This window comes from Ruegeria sp. (genome assembly GCF_040830605.1).
Lineage (GTDB): Bacteria > Pseudomonadota > Alphaproteobacteria > Rhodobacterales > Rhodobacteraceae > Ruegeria.
Window position 1 is genome coordinate 268497 of the sequence record NZ_JBFOMD010000003.1, and the last position, 19910, is coordinate 288406.

A 19910-nucleotide genomic window follows, 5' to 3' on the forward strand; every position below is an offset into this window, starting at 1 on the left:
TCATGCGTAGGAGCGGATTTGCTCTCAGGCGATCAGTTGGATGCAGCCATCAGCTTTTCGTTGTGCTCCCGCAGAGTGTCCGAAACGATGGCGTACCATTCGCCGGATTCACGCATCTCGTTCATTCCGCGGTTCAGCATCGCAAGGTACTGCTTGCCGAAGGGGTTGCTGCGGTGGCTGATGAAGCGCAGCGAGGACAGGGTGGTGACGAACGGGTTCTCGACGATGTCCTTTTCGGTCAGGCCCATTTCGCTTTTGGTATCGGCAAAAAGCTGGACTTCGAATGTGGCGACATCTGCGACACCGGTCAGAACCGCATCAAGACACTCGCGTGCGGTGATCGGTTGCATCAGAGTTGCATCAGGCGCCCGCAGGCCAGCGGCCTCGAGGTCATGGATGAACCAGCCGTCCATCCGGCAGATGGTCGAGCCTTTCAGATCGCCCAATGTCGTCGCACCGGCATAGTCACTTTCAGGCAGGCTGTAGAAGCCGATCACAACGTCATAGACCGGAACCGACGAGTCGAACTGGGTGCAGCGCACCTCGGTTTCCCACGACCATTCGTAGCTGCGGTTGGTGCAGTCTGGCATGTTCCAGGCCATCGACACGTCGAACGCACCCAGCGGCAACAGGGTTTCCAAGTGTGAGTTCCAGTCGTCCACGAAGCTGACCGAATAGTCTCGAGCGTTGCCGCCCCGCTGCAACGCGGTGGTGCCGAGACGGGTAATGAAGCCACCGCCATTCAGCGTTTCGTCGGCGAAAGGTGCCCAGCCGTTGCCGGTAACCAGCTTGATCGGCGGTTCATAAACGCTCGACCGCTTGACGCTGGCGGCGCGCGCTTCTTCGGCGGCGATGATTTCCTGGGCGGTCTGGCCGTTCGGCAGGCTGCCATCCTCACAGGGCAGGGCCAGCACCAGACCCTCTTCCAGCGCGTTCGGGTTGGTGATGGTATTGCGGTTCGCGTTGAAGATCGGCTGGTAGTTCGAGGTGCCGTAGGCCGCGATTGCGATGGTGGCCAGAGTGTCACCATCCGAAACCGTGTAGTTGGTACAAGCCTCCTGAGCCGCAGCGGTCCCGGCGGTGAGCGCGGTGACGGCAACGGCCGACATTGCGACTTTCTTGATGTTGAGTTCAAACATTTCCGTTTCCTCCAGATTCTTTGAGTTTCAGGCCTTTGCCGGCCTCAGCCATTTTCCATTTGATGACGCAGGGCGGTGGAGACGATGTCGCGCCACTCCCCCGATTGCTGCATGATCGCCAGCCCTTCGTTCAGCGTCTCGAGGATCGCCTTGCCATCGGGGTTGTCGACATGTGTCATGACATTGAGCGACTTGATCGCCGCAAGATTGGGGTTTTCGATGATTTGGTGTTCGTAGCCCAGCCGCCCGACGGCTTCGACGGCCAGGTGCGCTTCGATGGCGACGATGTCGGCAGTGCCGTCCATAACCGCGGTAAAGCAGTCATCCGGCGAGACCGGGCGGTAGAGCTTGATCGCGGGCTCATAAAGCCCGACCGCATCCATGTGAGACAGTGACCATCCTTCGGGGCGACAGATTGTGGCGCTGGCGAAGTCCGCGTAGGTCAGGGTTGTCTCATAGCCGGAGCCGTCCTTGGCAAAGAATGTGTCCACAACTTCGTAGAACGGGTTTGAGAAATTGTAGGTTTCGCACCGGCTGCGATCACTCGGCGACAGGGCCTCTGCTTCTTCGCAATTCGGGCGTGACCATGGGAAGGTGCCGTCAAAGGCAAGGGTCGGCATCAGCAGGTCCAGATGCGAGCTCCAGTCGTTGACGAATTGGATCTTGTAGGCCTGCTCGGGTGCCGCACGCAAAAAGGCGGTTTCGACCAGCTTGGTGTAGAGCCCCCGGTTGGGCAGGTCTTCGTCAGTGAAAGGCGCATAGTCCCCGCCGGTGATGAGCAATATTTGCCGGTCGCGGACTTCCGGACGCTCTTTGACGGCCGCTTCGCGGATCAGTGCGGCACCCTCGGCGCGGGCCGCCTCGATTTCCTTTTTTGCTTCGGCTTTTGCCGCCAGCACGGCTGCATCGCTTGCCTTCACCGCTTCGGCTTTCGCTGCTGCAACACGGGCTTCGGCGTCGGCGATCGCCTTTTCGGCACGCTCCTCTGCGGCTTTGATCAACTCTTTGGCCATCTCGGCGGCCATCGCCTCGGCTTCGGTGGCAGGGGGGGTCGTGACCTCGGCACCGGGGGCGCAGGGCAGTTGCAGCGTTGCGCCCACGTGAATGATGTTCGGGTTCTTCCCGATCACGTCGCGGTTGGCGTCATAGATCAGGCGATAGTCGGAGGTGCCATAAACCTTGGTGGCCAGTTCGCGCAGGCTGTCGCCACGCTGAATGACATATGGCGCGCAGGCCTCTTGTGCGGCGGCGGATCCGGCTGCGGCAGCCAGCGCAAGGCTGGAGGCGATCAGATATTTCCTCATGGTTCCTGTTTTCATTTTTGGTGCTCATTCCCTGGGACTTAAATGTTGACCGGTCTCACCACGGCGACCGAGATGTTGTCTTGATCGGGGTGATTTATTGCGCTCAGCGCTTGTTGCAGACCGTCGGCGATATCCTGTGCCGCCGCGTCGCAATGATCCTGAAGAAGTGCCTGAATTCTTTCATCGTCCAAGTACTGCAACCCGTCGCTTGCAATCAGCAGCACATCGCCGCGGGCCAGTTTCAGCGGTGTTTCCGGACAGTCCACCTTGGGGATGGGCGCCCCCATGATGACCGAGGTCAACTGGTTCCGGTCCGGGTGGGTTTTTGCCTCATCCGCGCTGATCTGGCCGTTGGCGGCTTGCGCGTCGATGAGGGGGGCCATCGAGTGGTCTTCGTTGATCTGAACCAGCTTCTCATCGCGGAACAGGTAAAGCGGCGAGTCACCGATCGAGATCCAGAACAGGCGATCGCCCAGCATCAGCGTACCCAACAGCGTCGCGCCCATAAGGACAGCGTTGCCACGATCTTCGACATAATTTGCGATTGCTGCATTTGCCTGCATGGCCGCCATGGGAAGGGCATCGATCAGGTCGATATCAGCGGGAGCATCGCGCTCAAGCAATTCGTCAAGCATCGATCGCCAGGACGATGTGACGAACTCTGCCGCCACATCACCCGCGTCGTGCCCGCCCATACCGTCGGCGACCACCACGTAGCCCGCATTGGCTGCGTCAAAGAAGCGCGCGGCTATGGAATCCTCCTGCGCGTCGCGCTGCCCCAACTCTGCCAAAAGGGCGATGTCATATGCTGGTGAGGCCAACATCCGTTAGCCGTCCTGCCAGTCAAAGCCGTCGTCGCAGAACGCGACAAACCGCATCGTGGTTTCGCTGATCCGGATGCTGTCTCCGCTAGAAAGCGCTACGGTGCTCAGCACCGGGCCACCGTTCAGGCGGACAAGGTTGGCCTTGCCGCCATGACCCAGATAACACTTCCGGTCTTCATGGTCGTATGCGATCACTGCGTGGTTGCTGCGCGAGATGCCGTGGTCTCCGAAATCCAGCTGAATGGCCTGATCGTCGTTACGGCCGATCTGCATCAGGCCAGCGGTCAGAGTGATGGCGGTCCCGCGGCCGGGGCCAGTGGTGATCACCAGCCAGCCAACCGGGAAGCTCGCTTGTGCCGCGGCGGGCTTGGCCGCCGGAGCGGTTTCCATCAGGTCCTGAACGTGCGTATCCGGACGCTCGAAACCCAGGAACGTGGTCTTGACGCGGTCGCGACGGTTCGACGCCGGAGCCGCCACTGGCGCTTCCGCTACTGGTTCGGTCGGAGCCTCGGTTGTTTGCTCAACCTCAACCGGCTCTTCGGGAGCAGTTTCCGGCTCGACCAGCTCTTCAATCGGCGCCGCAGCCGCTTCGGCCAAAGGTTCCGACGTTTCCGAGACGCTCAGTGCGGGGGTGAGCCGCAGGGTCACGACATGATCTGGTGCTTCGTTCCGCACCGGCTCAGCCGCAGACGCATCTTCCACCGGTGCGGCAGCCGTTTCCTCGGTGAGCGCTTCGATAACCTCATCGCTATCGAATTCCGGCATTTTCGCCTCGGGCATCAGTTCTTCGGCGTCGTCGTAGGACTCGGGTGCCGTGTTATCGCCAGACAGCGCCAGTCGCAGCGCATTCAGATCCGCGATGGGCTCAATGGATTCAGCCTCAGGCGCTGCGGCCTCTTCCTCGGTGGTTTCCTTGGACTTGCCAGCACCTTCGAGAAGCCGGCTGAGTGGGCTTTTGTATTTGAACATGGCGCGACACCTTCCGTATCTGTGAGGACGAAACCTGCGTTCCGTCGGGTTAAAACTTCCCCGGCCAGCCCGGAGACCGGGCGGGGCACATGTATCTGGAAACCAATAGAACCTTTGACTTTCTGCGGCGGGGCCGCTCCCCGCCCGGGCGACTTGTTAGCCTTGCCCGCAGACAAACACGCTTTGGCAGACTGTTTGTTCACTCCTCGGCGAGCCGCATCACCGCGCTGTTTTCTGCGTCGTTGCGCAGCACGGTCAGACGGGCTTCGGGTTGATTGTCCGCCACCAGTGCCTCAAGCACCTTGTCCAGGCTTTCCGGGCTGCTGATGGCCTGACCCGTGATTTCTTCGCGCAGCAGCACGTCGCCCTGGCGCAGGGTACCGGTGGCGTTGGCTCCGACCCCGGTCACCGCCGTTTCCCAGCGATCGTCGCCCTGATTGCGCGCCGAAAGTGCAAGGCCATTCTCCAGCCCGAAAATCCGCACTGCAGGCAGAGCCAGGAGACCATTGGACACGCGCGTTTTACCTAGGGGACGATAGCGGGCGACGACACGGATATAGCCGTCGGGGTCAACTTCGAAATTGTCGAGAATCTGCGCGGCAAAGGACATTCCACCGCGGATCGGTTCGCCGTTGAGGGTATAGATCAGGTCCCCGCGCTGTACCCAGTCGCCAATCACCGACATGTCCTCGGCGGGATCGACGCTGGTTACCGCGATCACATGTGCCGTGGACTGGCGGCGCTGGCTGGTGCCAAAGGGAATCTCAACGTCCCAGTGCGCAAACGAGACTTGCTGTTCAAGAAGTTTGACCGGCTTTGCCGGGACTGCCGCGGCTTGGAGGGCGTCTGCTTGTGCCGCTGCCACGGGCTTTGCCAGCGCGTCCTCCGCAGCAACCGGTTCTTCGGTTGCCGGCTTTTGTGCTGCGGTGACGGCCTCGGGTTCCGCGCTTCTTTGCGGCGCGGGCTGCTCGACTGCTTCTTGCGGTACAGTCTCGGGTTCAGTTGCTACGGCAACTTCGTCGGTATTCTCAGTTGCAGCGACGATGGGGTTTCTATTTTCGGTGATCGCTGTTGGCGCCTCGGCAACCGGAGCAACTTCGGTGGGTGCGTCTTCGTTACCGGACAGCACAAAATATCCACCTGCGACGGCAGCGATGACGGCAACCGCGGCAACAGTGATCAGCTTTCCGCCGCCGCCAGAGTCCGAGCGGCGGATGACCTTGTCGACGGCAACCGGTTCGTCTTGAACGGCGGGCTGTACGTCGTGATTTTCGGGGCCAATAGCTAGGTCCGAATTTCCGGCCAATAGCGCAGTGACAACCGCCTCGGCATTCTCGGTCTCGGCCTTGATACGTTCCTTTTCCGCCTCGCTCAGCTCCTCCTCTTCTTCGCGGTCAACGGCAACGATCACCGAGACGGGGCGATAACCGAAGTTGTCAAAGACAACACGCGGACCACGGAACATCCGGAGCCATTCCAGTGCCGATTGCTGACGGTCGGTCGCGTGGATTTCCATCGCCTTGTCGATGGCCTCCAGAAAGCCGTCGGGATAGCCGTCGAGCCGGCCGGATAGCGGCGTGTAAGGATCGGGCTGGCTGTTGTTGAACGCGTTGAGGCGGGTCTGACCGTCAATCGGACGCTCGCCGCTGATTGCATGATAGAGCGTTGCTGCCAGCACATAGAGATCACTGCTGGGGCCCTGCTCGGCACCGCGTACATAGAATTCATGCGGCGAGTAGCCGTCTTTGACCACCCGCAGGGTCAGCAGCGCCGCCGTGCGGTTGGCTGCTTGTTCCCGTGCGGCGCCAAAGTCGATCAGGACGGGTTCCTGGTTTTCATCGATCAGGATGTTGTCAGGCGAGATGTCACGATGCAGCATGCCGCTTTCGTGGATGAACGCGACCGCTGACAGCATCTTTTCGGTGACCTGGACCACGAAATCGGGCGAAGGCTCCTGATCCGGGTCCTGCACGAAATCCAGCAGATCGCATCCGCGGATGAAATCCATCGCGATATAGGCTGTCTGGTTGTCTTCGAATACCTGATGCACGTCGACGATATTGGGGTGGACCAGGCGCGCGTGATTGCGGGCTTCCTGAATGAACATGTCGATGATCGAACGCAGGTCATCGCGATAGGCGGGATCGGCCGCTTCGACCGCGTCGCCGACCCGGCGGCAAAGCGCGGCGGGGAAACATTCCTTGATGACCACGTCACGGTTCAGACTGTCACGTGCAAGATACGTGATGCCAAAGCCGCCATTGTTCAGGAAACGTAGAATCTCATACTGTCCACGCAGGAGCTTGGCCCCCGGTTGCAACGCTTCGATCTGTGTGTCGTCGTGAGTGTGTCCGACAGCCTGATTCTGGCCCATTTCGTCCTGCCTGTGATTCCTGTTTCTGCGGATGGAAACCAGGCCCGGGGCCCGCACACTCACACCAAACAAAACAACCGCAGGATACTTGAGTGACGTTTAGACTTATTAATTGCGACTAAATTGGGACCAACTCATGACTTCGCTATGGTTGTACGTCACAAAAAAACCAGCTCTTGTGTGTGCGGCGCAGAAAGACGGTAGATGAGGGGTTGTCTTTGAAAATTCTAAGTGTCGAAAAGCAAGAGAATCAGGGCTTCGTGCGCGCTAACAGGGCTGCGGTGGGCCGGTTCCCGCGCATTCGAATCGCAAAGGGTTTACTCAATCTGAACGGGATTCGATCAGGTACCTGTTTGAGGTTGTGATTCGACGACGGAACTGCCGGCCCAGGCGAGGTTGTCGCTAAGCTGCGCAAGGATGCTGACGGCATCTCTGAGCGGTGTATTTCCGGTCTCGAATTGCAGCAGCAGCAGCAGGTCCGTGGCCTTTTCGAACTCGGCCGGAATCCAATCCGCCGCCGGATCGATTTCGCTTCCGTTCTCCAATCTTTCGGCGAACTCCTCGACGATCTCCTGACAGCTTTGCAGGAAGGTTGCCGGATCGATATCCGAGGTTTCGCGCAGATCGTCGTAGATTCGGGCAACGCCGGTCAGCCATTCCTCCAGTATCGGGTTGGACAGCGGGGGAAGTGTCGCCGCAATGCTGTCCTGCAGTGCGTCCCCGGTGATGTCAGGCGCCTCAGATTCGGCTGGCATTGCAGCCGCTTCGATCTGTTCCAGCGCAGGCAGGAACAGCGTTTGCCAGTCTTTGCGGGCGACATCGATATCCCGCTGCCTCCGAACCGAGGCGACGCGCAGAACTTCTTCGGCCAGAGCCTGGCCACCACAGGATTCCCACAGGTCGAAATCGGGCTCGGGTTCCTGCGACACGGCCTGAACGGCAATGGGCGTGCCGATCGGGACAATCGCGTCGAACATGCCTTTATTTTCTTTTTCCAGCCGCGCCAGAACCCGGTCAATCGCGTCCCGCACGGGCGGCAGGTCGGAATGGGTCACGGCCAGCAGGCTGTTTTCGCGCAGCTCAGCCGGGACTTGCGACCACAGGTGCCTTTCTGTTTCGCGCCACGCATTGGTGCCGTTGGTGCACCAGATTGCGCAATCGACAAGGTTCAGCAGTTCAAGCGTCTGTTTATAGGTGTCATCCAAAGCGCCAGCGCCCGGAAGGTCGAACAGAGATATTTCGCGCAGCGCCGGGGAGGGGAGCCCGACCGAGATAAAGTCAGGCTCGTCGGCCGCAGCCTTTTCCAGCGCGACGCCCGCATAGATCTTTTTCGGTTTTTTCCACCATCCGACCGTCGTTTGCGGTTCATCCGAGTAATTGACGGTCACAAGCGGAAGTTGCAGGTGCTGCGGACCCGTTGGCAGGATGTCTGCCCCGGCCAGCATGTTTGCAAGGCTCGACTTTCCCGCCCCGAATTCTCCTGCAAAACCGATCGCAACGGCGCTGGACAGGCGCTCGACATGCGCTTTGGCGCGGTCGCGCAGCGCGTCCAGCTCAGCGGATGCACCCGCTTTCTGCGCCACGGCGAGAAAGCGTTCATATTGTTGTACGTCTTGTTCGGTTCCGGGGAATTCGATCACTCTGCCGCCTCCGGTTGTATGTCAATGGCCCGATCCGGGCGGAACACCGCGTCGAGTTCATCGGCGATTTTGCGGGCCCGGTCAAACGCTCTTTGCGCCTCGGACCGGGCGCAGGTCGTTTCGTCACCCTCGGCGTCGACATGTTCCAGGTGCCCGGCCAGCAACGCAAGGTGATGTTCCAGAACGGTATCTATCCGATCCTGCAGATCGGTGCGGGCGGTATCGACCAGATCGTCCCCGATCATCTCGAATTCCTGCGTGATCAGTGTTTCTGCCCGGGTGACGACGCTGGACCGGGAAAACAGTCGTGACAGCCAGGAGATTCGCAGCTCAACTGTGATACCGCGAGTCAGTGCCGTGGTATCGGGGCGGAACCACCGGATCGCACTTGTGTTCATGCGGCTGTCGGCGCTTTCGTTCCAGCCGGGCAGGGTCTGCAGGGCGGCGTTGCTTTGCATGTCGATGGCATAGAGACCGTTCAGAACCCGCTGACGCGCGATCTGGGTGGCATCCAGAATAAGCTTACGCATCTGCTCGCGCAGGGCGGTGAAGTCCAGTTCGGTCGCGTTGCCACGTGCAAGCAGGGGTGAAGTGCCGTCCGGATTGCGGACCCCTGCGGTTACCATCTCGGCCACGGTGTCATCCAGCACACCGCGCAGCATGGCAAACTGATCGTCCAGTTCTTGGGTTATTTCCGCCGATTTCTCGGCGATCATGGATCGTAGTGACGCAAGGGTTTCGTTTCGCTCATCAGGTTCCGCCTGATCCGGTGTTTCGTCCTTGAGCACCCTCAGGCGCGCCTCGCTGCGTTCAACCTCGCCCTGTGCGAACCCGTTGAGGTGCTGCCAGGCGATCTGCAGATGTTCCCGGCGGGGTCCGTCGGCGAGCGATCGGGTGACATGGCCGCGCAGTTCCGGCAGACCCGAGGCGATCATCGCAGCCAGGCGCAGCGCACCCTCGCGACTGACCGGGCCCGGGCCCTTCTTCATCTCTTCAACGCCTTCGAGATATTGTTTCAACAGCGGGGGATGTGCGCGCAACCAGGCCAAAACCCGATTGTGATCGACGCCGGATTCATCGCCGGTAAGCGCATAATGAGCCCATTGCGCGCTGCCCATCAGGACATCCACACTCGCGTCGCCGAGCGCTTTGGTCAGCCCGTCCTGCACATCCGCGCGCACTTTGTCAGCATCTTCAGCACCCTGGCCCAGTTCATCGACGCGATTGATGAACACCACGATCTGACCAAGCTCCAGCGCTTGCATCAGGCGGAAAAGCTTTAGATCCGCGCGTGACAACGCCTGATGAGCCGACAGAACGACGACAAAGAAATCCGCCTCTTTCAGATACTGGCGCGAGATTTCCTCGCGGATCAGCAACGGGTCATTGACGCCGGGCGTGTCAGTGACGGTCAGCGGAAACGGGAAGTGGCCGAGTTCAAAGTAAACCTCAGCCTTGCGCGTGATATCGCTGTAGAGGCCCCGATCCGTGGGCGTCTCGCCCTCGGCCAGATCGGCAGGGTCGTCGCCGGCGCAGACATAGCGTTCCAGATCGCCCTCGGTGAGCACATCGAGATCGTGGCTTTGCCCCAGCAGTTCCGAGTAGCTGCGGCCCAGACGTAACTGGGCGCGGGTCTTCATCGCATCGACCTGCTCCTCGATCATCTCGCGCTTGTAGCTGTCCTCGTCATCGGGGAACATGTTGCGCAGTTCTTCGCCCTCGGCGATCAGCGCCTGCCATTGCTGGTTGTCGAAGAAGTGAAACTCGGCTCCCTTGACGCGTTCGGAGGGATGGCCAAAATGCATGTCCGTGATGACGGTGGTCCAAGGGTTCACATCCGACGGTAGAAATTCCGCCTGACCGGTGAACCCATTGATAAGGCGCGATTTACCGGCCTTGATCTGACCGACAAAGGCAATACCGGGCTTCAGCGCGGTGAGGTCGCGCAGGATGCGCGAGATGAACAGGCGGGTTTCATCATTCGCCGTGCTCATCATTTCTTCTGCAAGCCGGATTAACTCCCGGCGACTGGTCTCACTCATATTGTTACCTTATGAACTGGGTTTTCTTGCCTTCAGTGATGAATTGAAAAACTAAACTCTTGTACACGTCAGAAGTCCGGCTCAGCCACCCTTCCGCGTCAGTGACTTCCACAAGCTGACAACAGCGCCCAGCTTGCGGGTTTCGTGTATGGCCGCGGCCGTGGCTTCGCCGTCCCGGCAGAGCGCGATGCCCGGCGCCTTTCCACCAGAGGGTCGCAGGACGATGAGCTGGGGGTGCGAGATGGCGTCGGCGCTGTCGGTATCCCACGCCGCAAGATCGCTTGCGAACTGTGCCAGCACGTCCGCGTCAGGGTAGAGCGGTCCGTCTGGGGCGCAATCGCCTGCCATATCAACCGGAGTGTCGTTCCATTTGCGAACCAGCACCCTGCCTGATGCAAATGCGGCGGCCCCTTTATGAAACAGATGTGCCACCGATTTGGTCGACGTGGGAGGCGTCGTCAGGTTCTGGGGCTCTAGGATTACTGTCGGTGCCTCGTCCTCGGACTGCGCAGTGGTCGGTGTGTCTTCGATAAGGGGTGTGTCGGATACGGCGATCTCGGCGCAGGCAGTCTCGATCTCACTCATCGTGATGCCGACGTCATCTGCATCGGGCGACTTGTCGGGATGCAGTGACAAAACCTCAAGCGGACCGATTGTTTCGCTGAATTTCGAGATCAGTTGCGCCAGACGCATGGTGACTTGCTCGCGGTCGTCCGCGTCGAAACCCGGAGCATCGCCTTGGGTGGCCTCAAGCACGTCAGTGACGCGAGAGCTGCTGACCTCGAGGACGAGCCGGTCTTCGTTCTCTGACGAGAATTCCAGCCTGCGGGGCAGGATGGTACCCCGGATGGTGCGCAGGATTTCCACCCGGCGCTCGCTGGCCGTGGTGCCGGACAAGGTGTTGGCCGGAGACAACCGCGCGGTTGCCCTGCGACTGATGTCGCCCAGCATATCGAGTATGTTGGTGTCAATCACTGCTCATGCCCTCTCGCGCTTGTCTACACTGCCGCCGCAACCGTTCGAAGGCTCATATGCGACTTGGTCAGGGCCAAACCCGCATTTGCACTGTCGCGGCAGATGTAGCAGACCACATGGTCGGGATAAGCTTGTGTTCGCAAAAACACGTGCAGTCGATCAGCTGCAAAAATGGCGATCTCGCCAAACCCGGGCGCATCGTCCGAAACGGTCCCGGCTTTGCGGAGCATATCCTCGAAGGCACGTATTCCCTGACCCTGAAACAGGCTCGCAACAGCGACTGCCAGGGTTTCCAGCGCCGTCTCGCATTCCGGATCCTCGCCCTGAAGCCCCAAGAGCATTCCGGTCTCCATGTCGATATAACCCGCTGCAAAGCAATCGGGGATCGTTTCCATCGCGGTCTTCAGAGCTGAATCAAGGGACATTGGGTGAACCTGACCATCCGTAAAAGCTCGGGCAGCGAGGATCGAATCCCCGCTGCCTCAAGTGGTTAGCATGACTGGCACAGGGGCGGAACGGCAATTTACCCCTCCGCGCCTGGCCTCTAGTGTGGTTACAGAACATGCCAATCGGCACCGGGTTGGGCGTTGGCGTTCGGGATTGCCTGCAAGCCGTCCTGCAACGGATTGGCATGATGTTCGATCGCGATCTGGTCGAACTCCTCCAGGAACGCCTGGAATACCCCGAGCAGTTCGTCCGGGTTTGTCGGAACAGTCTCGCTGGCGATGATTTGCTGCCACATGGATGCAGCGCTGAGCGGGGCGCCCGCTGCAGCTTCAAGGCTGTGGTCAGGCTCGCTTTCTTCATCAGCGACGTCATCGGTTTCCGAAGGCTCGTCGTCCTCAGCTTTCAGATCCGGCATCGGCAGGATCTCGGCGCTCTCGCTTTGAGGTTCAGCTTCGCTTTCCTCGTCAGCCTCACGCTCCGCCTCCGGCTCCGTTGCTGTTTCGGATGCCTCGGCTGACGTCTCGGTAGCGAGCAGGGCGGTTACCGAAGAGACGGCTTTGTCATTTTCCTCTCTGTCATCCTCTGCAACTTGCTCAGTGGTCTCGGACGTAGTGCTGTCCTCGTCGGCGAGGCGAATGGCCAGAGAATCCAGAACACCGTCGTTCTCTTCCGACACGACCTCGTCCTCTGCCAGCAGGTCCTCCGTTTCGAGGTCTTCCTCATCGTCGAAGTCATCGTCTACCAGAGCGTCCTGCGGCTCGACGTCATATCCACCGGCCAGATCCTCGATGCTCAGGGGTGTGGCGGCGGGCGTGCGGAAGAACGCGCGCAGTTCATCGTCCGACACCCCACCCGCAATGTCGGCGCCGTCTGACTGATCCTGAACAACCTGCGCACGCAGCTTCTCGGCCTCTCCGGCATCAATCCGGGTGCGGTCTGCAATCATGCTTTCATCATCCGCGCGCCTTGCAACCCGTGATGGGCGGATGGGAAGAGCGGTCGAAGGTGCATCGCTGGTCTCGCGAGCCTCCTCGTCCATCACCGGGTTCATCAGCTTTAGCGGTGTTACATTTGCCGATGCCTCGGATGCCAGCTCCACCGTGCGCGCAGGTGACGAAGGCAGACCTTTGTCGATCTGGTAGCGGGTCAGAAGATCAGCGCGGGCATTCATGATGCTTTCGGTGATCTCGAGGAAGCTGTCGACCATCTTGCCGCCGCCGCTGCGTGTCCACAGTTCGGCGTCGCCGGTCTTGTCGCGGGCAGTGATCGCGTCGCGGGCCGAGAACAGTATCGAGCGGTTGAACAGTTGGCCGGTCTCGCGGTTCACCCGTCGCAGCACTTTCTGCCGGTCTTTTGGCCCCAAAGTATCGGCTCGGGTGATCAGCAGCAGAGAGTTCTGATGCAGCCGCTCAGGCAGTGCTGCCCATGTTGCGCGCTCGGTCTCACGCCAGGCCTGGGTCGCATGCGTGCACCACAGAACCCCGTTGGCCTGTCCAACAGCGCGCTGCCAGACATCGGACGAGATCTTGGGATCGGAAATCCCGGGCGTGTCGATCAAATCGACCGCTTCGAGGATGTCAGCCTCAAGATAGATGCGGATGAACTGCGCGTCCTGCACCCCGATCTGATTCAACTCATCCAAACCGATCGTCTTTCGCGTGCCATCGGGCCGCAGCACGTATGCCGGGCGTTTACCCCAGCTGAACCAGACCGGCGGCAACTGTGTCGCCGTGACCTGCGTCGGCAACGTATTTTGCCGCAGCAGAAAGTTCATCAGCGTCGATTTCCCAGCGCTGAACTCGCCCATCAGGGCAAAGACGGGCTTGCGGCGGGACCACTGCTCAATCCGGGTCCATTGCCTGGGGGTGACGAAGCGGGTGTTATTGTTTGTAGTCATGTTCTCTTACGCTGCTTCGGTGCTCAGATCTTTGAGGATGTCGCCAAGAATTTCTTCGCGTGATTTTTCCGGCTGCAATCCGGCCATGAGTTCGGCCCGCCGTTCCGGGTCCTGCTCGGTTGAGTGCGATATGCTCAGAAGTGTCTCTTTCTGTTCACGCATGAAATCGGCCAGCCCGGCGCGCACATTCTCAAGCACCGCGGCGATCTGGTTTTCTTCGATATCCTTGGTGATCGAGTTCGCCTCGGACGAAATCAGACGGGTGTAGTCCGCCGCATATGCCTCGAATCCCTTGCGCCGCTGCCACCAGCGCCGCCACCAGGTGCTTTGCAGGTCAAGCGCGATGGTGCGCCCGATGGCAAGCGGTGGCGGCACCCGGGGTACAATCGGGGCTTCGATGGTGAATTCGCCCAGATGGTTGCCCAGAAGCTTGTGATAGACGGATTCGACATCGGCAGCGGCGGCCTTGTAGAGCGCACCGGCCTCTTTGCGCATGGTCCGGGCAAAGCTGAAATAGGCCGCCCTCTGAAGCGTCCGCAGGCCTGCCGGATCGTATTGCCAGGTGCCTTGCTCGCCATATTGTTCAAGATGCGCAATCAGCGAGTCCGTTGCGCGTTTGACAAAGTTCTCTTCGGCACCCGCAAGGCGCTGCATGACCTTGTTGCGAAGCGAAGTGGTCAGTTCGCTGGCCTTGTTTTCGTATTCCGAGATGATGGTTGAGATTGCCTCTTCCGGCGACTGGCCCCCCAGATCCCGGACAACCTCTTCAGACCCGGACAGGGATTTTGCGACCGACGTCGCACGGATTTGGCTTGCTACGTTACGCGCGCGATGACGGACACGCTCAACGAGCCGTGCGCCGGGTCCTTCGGAGATCCGCTGATTCACAGCCAGAAGCAGGTCCGGCATGCCGGAGAGCGCCCAGATCTTGTCCAACGACGCACCACCGGGATCAAAGCCGGCTGCGACGTAAAGCGTGTTGAGCGTTTTCCGCGATTCCTCGGTCATGATGTCGGGATTGCCGGTCAGGGCGGCCTCGGCCCAGATGGCGCTGCCGAACACGACGGTCGTGTCGCTGCCGATATTGTTCTGCTTCAGCGTTTCGGTGATCCGGTCGCGGATCTCGGGCACTTGCTTAAGCGGGTCCGCAAGCTCGTCGATGCGGTTTACGAACAGGATGATCTGGCGGTTCTCGAACTGCGAGATGATCCGCATCAGCGCCATGTCCATCGTGGTCAGCGCCTGGCTCGCGGCCAGAACCACAACACAGACCTCGGACCCACGCAGGCTGCGCAGGGTGATCTGTTCGCGCACCATGAAGGTGTCGTTCACGCCCGGCGTGTCGCAGAGTTTCAGCGCCACCGGGTATTGCGGAATGTCCAGAAACAGTTCAGCGGATTTGGTCACATCCGCAAAACGTCCTGTCTTGGGGTCGATGTCGGGATCGTCCTCGTCGCCCAGGCACACATAGCGCTGAACCAGCTCCTCATCAAAATAGTCGTACTGATGGTTCTGACCGAGGAGCAGGTCGAAATGCTTGCCCAGACGATCCTCGGACTTCGCCTTCATCTCCCCGATCTGACGGCGGATATCCTCCATCTCGTCGTCGGCACCCGCACGATTGGCAAGCTCTCCCAGACGACCGCCGCCGACCATGAGATTGTCCCATTCCTCCTGATCGAAGAAGGTAAAGCGCGATTTGGTATCGCCGGGGGGGCGGGTGTTGATGTTGAGGGTGGTGACGACCGAGGTCCAGGGGTTCACATCCGAGGGAAGTAGGCCGGGGCGACCGGCCAGAATGTTCACCACCGAGGACTTCCCGGCCTTCACCTGACCGACCAGCGTGACGCTGGCGGTAAAGTTCTCCATGCGCGTCTTGAGCGTGGCAAGGCGCGCGGAAGAGCGCGCATCGGCCACTGCGGTCAACTGGTCGATCTGCGTGGTTAGCGCAGTCATGGCCGAGGTCATCGGCGCAAGCGCCTCGTTCCCGACCGACAGCAGATGGTCGTTGCGCGCCATATTCAGCCTCCGGTTCCTGTCGCGACGCTGGCGACGTGGTGCTGGGTGCTCCGACGTCCCGCGGGCAGGCCCGAGGGGCCTTCGATCTGGGCGATGAGTTCCAGTACATCGCTCAGCATTTCGGCCTCCGTCCGCGGGTTGAATGCTTCGTCCTCGTGTGTGTCTGCTAGAACTTCGATGGATCGAAAGCGTTTGCCGTTTTCAAGACAGGCAACCCGGCGCCCGGTGGGGAAGCCGTCGGACTTTTTCCCGGGCAGCGGCATCTTTGCGTTGGCCAGAAGATAGTGCTCGCCCGAGTGAGTGTGCAGCGAGACGCCAAAGCCCGTTTTTGGGTAGTGTCTGTCGAGTGATTTCAGTTCGCCGATAAAGCTCTCCCTTGCGAGAAAGACATGTGCATGCTCCGGCGTAGCATTTTGCAGAGTGGTGCTCACGTTAGAAACCTTTGAACTAGGAGTTGAGTTGAAACTGGCAACACCGCCCTCTCGGACGGAAAAGACTCATTAACTCCTACCCGAGTCAGCATTGCCCGGAAGGCGGTGTTTATTTGACCTGAATGAGTTATTTTGGCGTTCGAATTAAGGCTGAAATGTGTCTGCCGGGTGAATCTTTTGCTCAACCATGAGGAGATTTCTTACTTGTTCTAAGATGGTGTGGGGAGAGGTTTGTGCAGTCTCGTATGTGGTTTTAGAAGGCGCTTGGAAGACGGCTTTAGGATGTCTGAGCTTTCTATCACGAGCCGCGATCTATCGTATTGATATATATTGGAATTACGCTGCCTCTCATTCGCAGGCACATAGCTTGAGGCAAGGTGAACAAAGTTAGTTGATCGCTAGGCCGTCACGGCATCTCGTTCGCATCAGCGCGCACTGAGTTTTTGATGTCTGAGGTGCGCAGCTGCCGGGACTTGGGTCACGTTACTCAACTTTGACATTTCTGTAAGAATTGCGCCTTCAAAAATTCGAATTCATTTGTGGCACGCATGATTCCGGGGTGCGACAGGGCCCATAGCATCGGACAAAACTCTTCAAAATGGATATCTGCGACTGGTCCACTGGCGACTCGCCACATGCCAGCGCCTCAACTCAAGGTGGTGCATCTGGGCCGTATCCGCGCGACCGGAGCAGTTGGAGCAGATCTTCAGAGGATGGTCAGTCCGCCAGCGACACCCACAGCACGCGCGCATCTTCCTTGCCGGTGGAAACGCAGCCGTGCCCCATGCCGCTGTCATAGTAGACCGAGTCGCCTGCCTTCATCTTCAGGGGGCGGTAGTGTTCGGTGTAGAGCGTGACCTCGCCGCTGATCACATACATGAACTCCTCGCCGCGATGGCGTACCCAATTGTCGAACTCGGTCACGTCACGGGCCTTGATCGTGCTGATGTAGGGCAGCATCCGCTTGCTCACCAGCTCGGTGCACAGCAGCTCGTGGTCGTAAGTGCGGGTTTCCTGGTGCTCGCCCTCACCGGCGCGGGTGTAGTCCCGCCGTCCCGAGATGTCACTTTTGGCCGATTGAACAAAGAGTTGCGGGGTTTCCAGTTCCAGCGTCTGCATCAACCGCCGGATGATGTCGAAGCTGGGCTTGGTCTGGTTGTTCTCGATCTTTGAAAGAGTCGACCGGCCGATGGCTGCGGCCTTGGCGGCCTCTTCCAGTGTCAGCCCCTTTTCCTTGCGTGCATCACGAATCATGCGCCCTAGGATTTCCCCGTCCGGGGCCTCCATCGCCTCGCTGGCGATCCCTGTTTCCTCTGTCTGAACCGGCTCCATCCGCGCATTTTCTCCTGTTTCTCGTTCAGCTTAGCTATGGTGTGTTACTTAGTCAAAATTTCCCAACAATATCTTTTGTTGATTATAGGGAAAAAGTTTCCTATAGGGGGCGCAACGTCGCGTATAACGGCATACATTCCTGTTTTGGAACACGTTTTTTGGGGAGGGAAACCGATGAGCGCATACGATCTGATCGTGATCGGTGGTGGCCCGGGCGGCTATGTGGCTGCCATCCGTGCGGCGCAGCTGGGCCTGAAGGCGGCCTGCGTCGAAGGCCGCGGCGCTCTGGGCGGCACATGTCTGAATGTGGGCTGCATCCCTTCCAAAGCCTTGCTGACCTCCTCGGCCAAATATGCCGAACTCTCCCATCTCTCCTCCCATGGCATTGCGGTCGAGGGGGCCAGCATCGATCTGGGCGCCATGATGGGGCGCAAAGACAAGATCGTGGGCGATCTGACCAAGGGCATCGCGTTCCTGTTCAAGAAGAACGGCGTCGACATGATCGAAGGTTGGGCCAGCATTCCCGCCGCCGGTCAGGTGAAGGTGGGTGAGGATGTCCACGAGGCAAAACATATCCTGATCGCCACCGGGTCCGAGCCGACCCCGCTACCGGGGATCGAGATCGACGAGGTAAACGTGCTCAGCTCGACCGGCGCTCTGGTGCTGGACACGGTGCCCGAACATCTTGTGGTGGTTGGTGCGGGTGTGATCGGGCTGGAGCTAGGCCAGGTCTGGGCACGGCTTGGTGCGAAAGTGACCGTAGTGGAATATCTCGACCGCGTTCTGCCCGGGATCGATGGCGAGATCGCCAAGCTGGCGCAGCGGGCGCTCAGCAAGCGGGGGCTCAAGTTCCAGTTGGGCCGCGCGCTTAAGTCTGTTGATAAGAGCGAAAACGGTCTCACCCTGACCCTCGATCGCGTCGGCAAGAACAAGGAAGAGGTGATGGAGGCTGACAAGGTGCTGATTGCCGTCGGCCGCCGTCCGGTAACACGCGGGCTGGGCCTGGACGCACTCGGCGTGGCGGTGAACGCACGTGGGTTCATTGAGGTGGATGGCGCGTTCCAGACGTCACTTCCCGGCATCTATGCCATCGGCGACTGCATTCCTGGTCCGATGCTGGCGCACAAGGCCGAAGAAGATGGCGTGGCCTGTGTTGAGATGCTGGCCGGGCAGGGTAGCCATGTGGATTACAACACCGTGCCGGGCGTCGTCTACACCGACCCCGAGGTCGCCTCGGTCGGTCAGACCGAAGAGGCGCTGAAGGAGGCGGGCGCAGACTACACCGTCGGCAAGTTCGCGTTCATGGCCAATTCGCGCGCGCGCTCGACCGGGGAGACCGACGGCGCGGTCAAGGTGCTGGCCGGACCCGATGGTACGATCCTGGGCGCCCATATCTGCGGCGCGCATGGAGGCGATCTGATTGCCGAGCTGGTGCTGGCGATGACCAAGGGCGCCACGGTGGCCGAAGTGGCGGCGACCTGTCACGCGCATCCGGCGATGGGTGAGGCGGTCAAGGAGGCCTGTCTCGACGCCATGGGCCGTGCAATTCACGCGTAACCAAAGGGTAGCCAGATGACCATCCAGCTCCGCCCCCGCCACCCGGAGAAGGCCAAAATGGCCGACAGCGTGATCCCGCGCAAACCGAAGTGGATTCGCAAGAAGAAGGTCGAGAGCGCCGAATATTATGAAACCCGCCGCCTGATGCGGGATCATGCTCTGGCGACCGTGTGCGAAGAGGCCGCGTGCCCCAATATCGGCGAATGCTGGTCCAAGCGTCACGCCACCATGATGATCATGGGCGAGATCTGCACCCGTGGTTGTTCGTTCTGCAATGTGGCCACCGGTCGCCCCGATGCGCTGGATGTGTTCGAGCCAGGCCGGGTCGCGGCGGCGGTCAGGAAACTGGGTCTGCGCCACGTGGTGATTACGTCGGTGGATCGCGATGATCTGGCCGATGGTGGGGCCGCGCATATGGCTCAGACCATCCGCGCCGTCCGCCATCAGAACCCGGGCACCACGGTCGAGGTGCTGACGCCGGATTTCCTGGGCAAGGGCGACGCGGCTGATGTGGTGTTCGAAGCCGCACCGGATGTGTTCAATCACAATCTGGAAACCGTTCCCCACCTTTATCCTACCGTCCGCCCTGGCGCGCGCTATTACGCCTCGCTGCGGCTGTTGGATGATGCTAAGCGCGCCAAGCCGGAGATCTTCACCAAGTCAGGCCTGATGGTCGGTCTGGGCGAGACCCTGAACGACGTGCGCCAGGTGATGGACGATCTGCGTGCGGCAGGCGTCGATTTCCTGACCGTGGGACAGTATCTGCAGCCCACTCCGAAACATCACCCCATCGACCGGTTCTGGTCACCGGAAGAGTTTGCCCAGCTGGAACAGATCGCCCGGTCCAAGGGCTTTCTGCACGTGTCAGCCACTCCGTTGACCCGTTCCTCGTTCCACGCGGACGAAGACTTTGCCGCCCTCAAGCAAGCCCGCCAACGGGCTATCGCCACCGGGGCATAA

15 protein-coding genes are annotated in these 19910 nt (G+C 60.1%); 2 read left to right on the forward strand and 13 right to left on the reverse strand.

Annotation, left to right across the window (positions count from 1 at the left end; translation table 11 throughout):
* Positions 1-32 precede the first annotated feature (32 nt).
* The 13 genes from AB3N21_RS05300 to AB3N21_RS05360 form a co-directional block, all read right to left on the reverse strand.
* Positions 33-1139 (reverse strand): transporter substrate-binding domain-containing protein, encoded by a 1107-nt coding sequence (locus AB3N21_RS05300; protein WP_367934230.1) that lies wholly within the window; start codon positions 1137-1139, stop codon positions 33-35.
* Positions 1140-1183: 44 nt separating this feature from the next.
* Positions 1184-2443, reverse strand: coding sequence for a transporter substrate-binding domain-containing protein (locus AB3N21_RS05305; RefSeq protein WP_367934231.1), 1260 nt, complete (start codon positions 2441-2443; stop codon positions 1184-1186).
* Positions 2444-2481: 38 nt separating this feature from the next.
* Positions 2482-3267 carry a PP2C family serine/threonine-protein phosphatase gene (locus AB3N21_RS05310; RefSeq protein WP_367934232.1) on the reverse strand — a complete coding sequence of 262 codons (786 nt, stop codon included), beginning with the start codon at positions 3265-3267 and terminating at the stop codon, positions 2482-2484.
* A 3-nt stretch (positions 3268-3270) separates the two neighbouring features.
* Positions 3271-4236 (reverse strand): FHA domain-containing protein, encoded by a 966-nt coding sequence (locus AB3N21_RS05315; protein WP_367934233.1) that lies wholly within the window; start codon positions 4234-4236, stop codon positions 3271-3273.
* Positions 4237-4435: 199 nt separating this feature from the next.
* Entirely contained in the window at positions 4436-6610 is a 2175-nt protein-coding gene (locus AB3N21_RS05320) for a protein kinase (RefSeq protein WP_367934234.1), read from the reverse strand.
* Positions 6611-6951: 341 nt separating this feature from the next.
* Positions 6952-8250 (reverse strand): dynamin family protein, encoded by a 1299-nt coding sequence (locus AB3N21_RS05325; RefSeq protein WP_367934235.1) that lies wholly within the window; start codon positions 8248-8250, stop codon positions 6952-6954.
* Entirely contained in the window at positions 8247-10244 is a 1998-nt protein-coding gene (locus AB3N21_RS05330) for a dynamin family protein (protein ID WP_367934236.1), read from the reverse strand. The genes AB3N21_RS05325 and AB3N21_RS05330 overlap by 4 nt, the downstream gene beginning before the upstream one ends.
* Before the next feature lie 129 nt (positions 10245-10373).
* Positions 10374-11267 carry a hypothetical protein gene (locus AB3N21_RS05335; protein ID WP_367934237.1) on the reverse strand — a complete coding sequence of 298 codons (894 nt, stop codon included), beginning with the start codon at positions 11265-11267 and terminating at the stop codon, positions 10374-10376.
* A 23-nt stretch (positions 11268-11290) separates the two neighbouring features.
* A complete protein-coding gene (locus AB3N21_RS05340; protein WP_367934238.1) occupies positions 11291-11692 on the reverse strand; it encodes a hypothetical protein in 402 nt (133 codons plus the stop codon).
* Between the two features lie 128 nt (positions 11693-11820).
* Positions 11821-13611 (reverse strand): dynamin family protein, encoded by a 1791-nt coding sequence (locus AB3N21_RS05345; RefSeq protein WP_367934239.1) that lies wholly within the window; start codon positions 13609-13611, stop codon positions 11821-11823.
* Positions 13612-13617: 6 nt separating this feature from the next.
* The gene (locus tag AB3N21_RS05350; protein WP_367934240.1) at positions 13618-15630 is read right to left on the reverse strand and encodes a dynamin family protein; all 2013 of its coding nucleotides are present in this window, start codon (positions 15628-15630) and stop codon (positions 13618-13620) included.
* 2 nt (positions 15631-15632) lie between these two features.
* Positions 15633-16061 (reverse strand): hypothetical protein, encoded by a 429-nt coding sequence (locus AB3N21_RS05355; RefSeq protein WP_367934241.1) that lies wholly within the window; start codon positions 16059-16061, stop codon positions 15633-15635.
* Between the two features lie 717 nt (positions 16062-16778).
* Entirely contained in the window at positions 16779-17393 is a 615-nt protein-coding gene (locus AB3N21_RS05360) for a helix-turn-helix domain-containing protein (RefSeq protein ID WP_367934242.1), read from the reverse strand.
* A 174-nt stretch (positions 17394-17567) separates the two neighbouring features.
* Here AB3N21_RS05360 and lpdA point away from each other — a divergent pair, with 174 nt between their 5' ends.
* Together lpdA and lipA are read left to right on the forward strand one after the other, a co-directional pair.
* Positions 17568-18950, forward strand: coding sequence for a dihydrolipoyl dehydrogenase (gene lpdA, locus AB3N21_RS05365; protein WP_367934243.1), 1383 nt, complete (start codon positions 17568-17570; stop codon positions 18948-18950).
* A gap of 15 nt (positions 18951-18965) precedes the next feature.
* Positions 18966-19910, forward strand: coding sequence for a lipoyl synthase (lipA, locus tag AB3N21_RS05370; protein ID WP_367934244.1), 945 nt, complete (start codon positions 18966-18968; stop codon positions 19908-19910).

Bases quoted from the DNA above. Each gene is read 5' to 3' on its own strand.
- AB3N21_RS05300 (WP_367934230.1), bottom strand. From the start codon at position 1,139: ATGTTTGAACTCAACATCAAGAAAGTCGCAATGTCGGCCGTTGCCGTC.
- AB3N21_RS05305 (WP_367934231.1), bottom strand. From the start codon at position 2,443: ATGAGGAAATATCTGATCGCCTCCAGCCTTGCGCTGGCTGCCGCAGCC.
- AB3N21_RS05310 (WP_367934232.1), bottom strand. From the start codon at position 3,267: ATGTTGGCCTCACCAGCATATGACATCGCCCTTTTGGCAGAGTTGGGG.
- AB3N21_RS05315 (WP_367934233.1), bottom strand. From the start codon at position 4,236: ATGTTCAAATACAAAAGCCCACTCAGCCGGCTTCTCGAAGGTGCTGGC.
- AB3N21_RS05320 (WP_367934234.1), bottom strand. From the start codon at position 6,610: ATGGGCCAGAATCAGGCTGTCGGACACACTCACGACGACACACAGATC.
- AB3N21_RS05330 (WP_367934236.1), bottom strand. From the start codon at position 10,244: ATGAGCACGGCGAATGATGAAACCCGCCTGTTCATCTCGCGCATCCTG.
- AB3N21_RS05340 (WP_367934238.1), bottom strand. From the start codon at position 11,692: ATGTCCCTTGATTCAGCTCTGAAGACCGCGATGGAAACGATCCCCGAT.
- AB3N21_RS05345 (WP_367934239.1), bottom strand. From the start codon at position 13,611: ATGACTACAAACAATAACACCCGCTTCGTCACCCCCAGGCAATGGACC.
- AB3N21_RS05350 (WP_367934240.1), bottom strand. From the start codon at position 15,630: ATGGCGCGCAACGACCATCTGCTGTCGGTCGGGAACGAGGCGCTTGCG.
- AB3N21_RS05360 (WP_367934242.1), bottom strand. From the start codon at position 17,393: ATGGAGCCGGTTCAGACAGAGGAAACAGGGATCGCCAGCGAGGCGATG.
- lpdA (WP_367934243.1), top strand. From the start codon at position 17,568: ATGAGCGCATACGATCTGATCGTGATCGGTGGTGGCCCGGGCGGCTAT.
- lipA (WP_367934244.1), top strand. From the start codon at position 18,966: ATGACCATCCAGCTCCGCCCCCGCCACCCGGAGAAGGCCAAAATGGCC.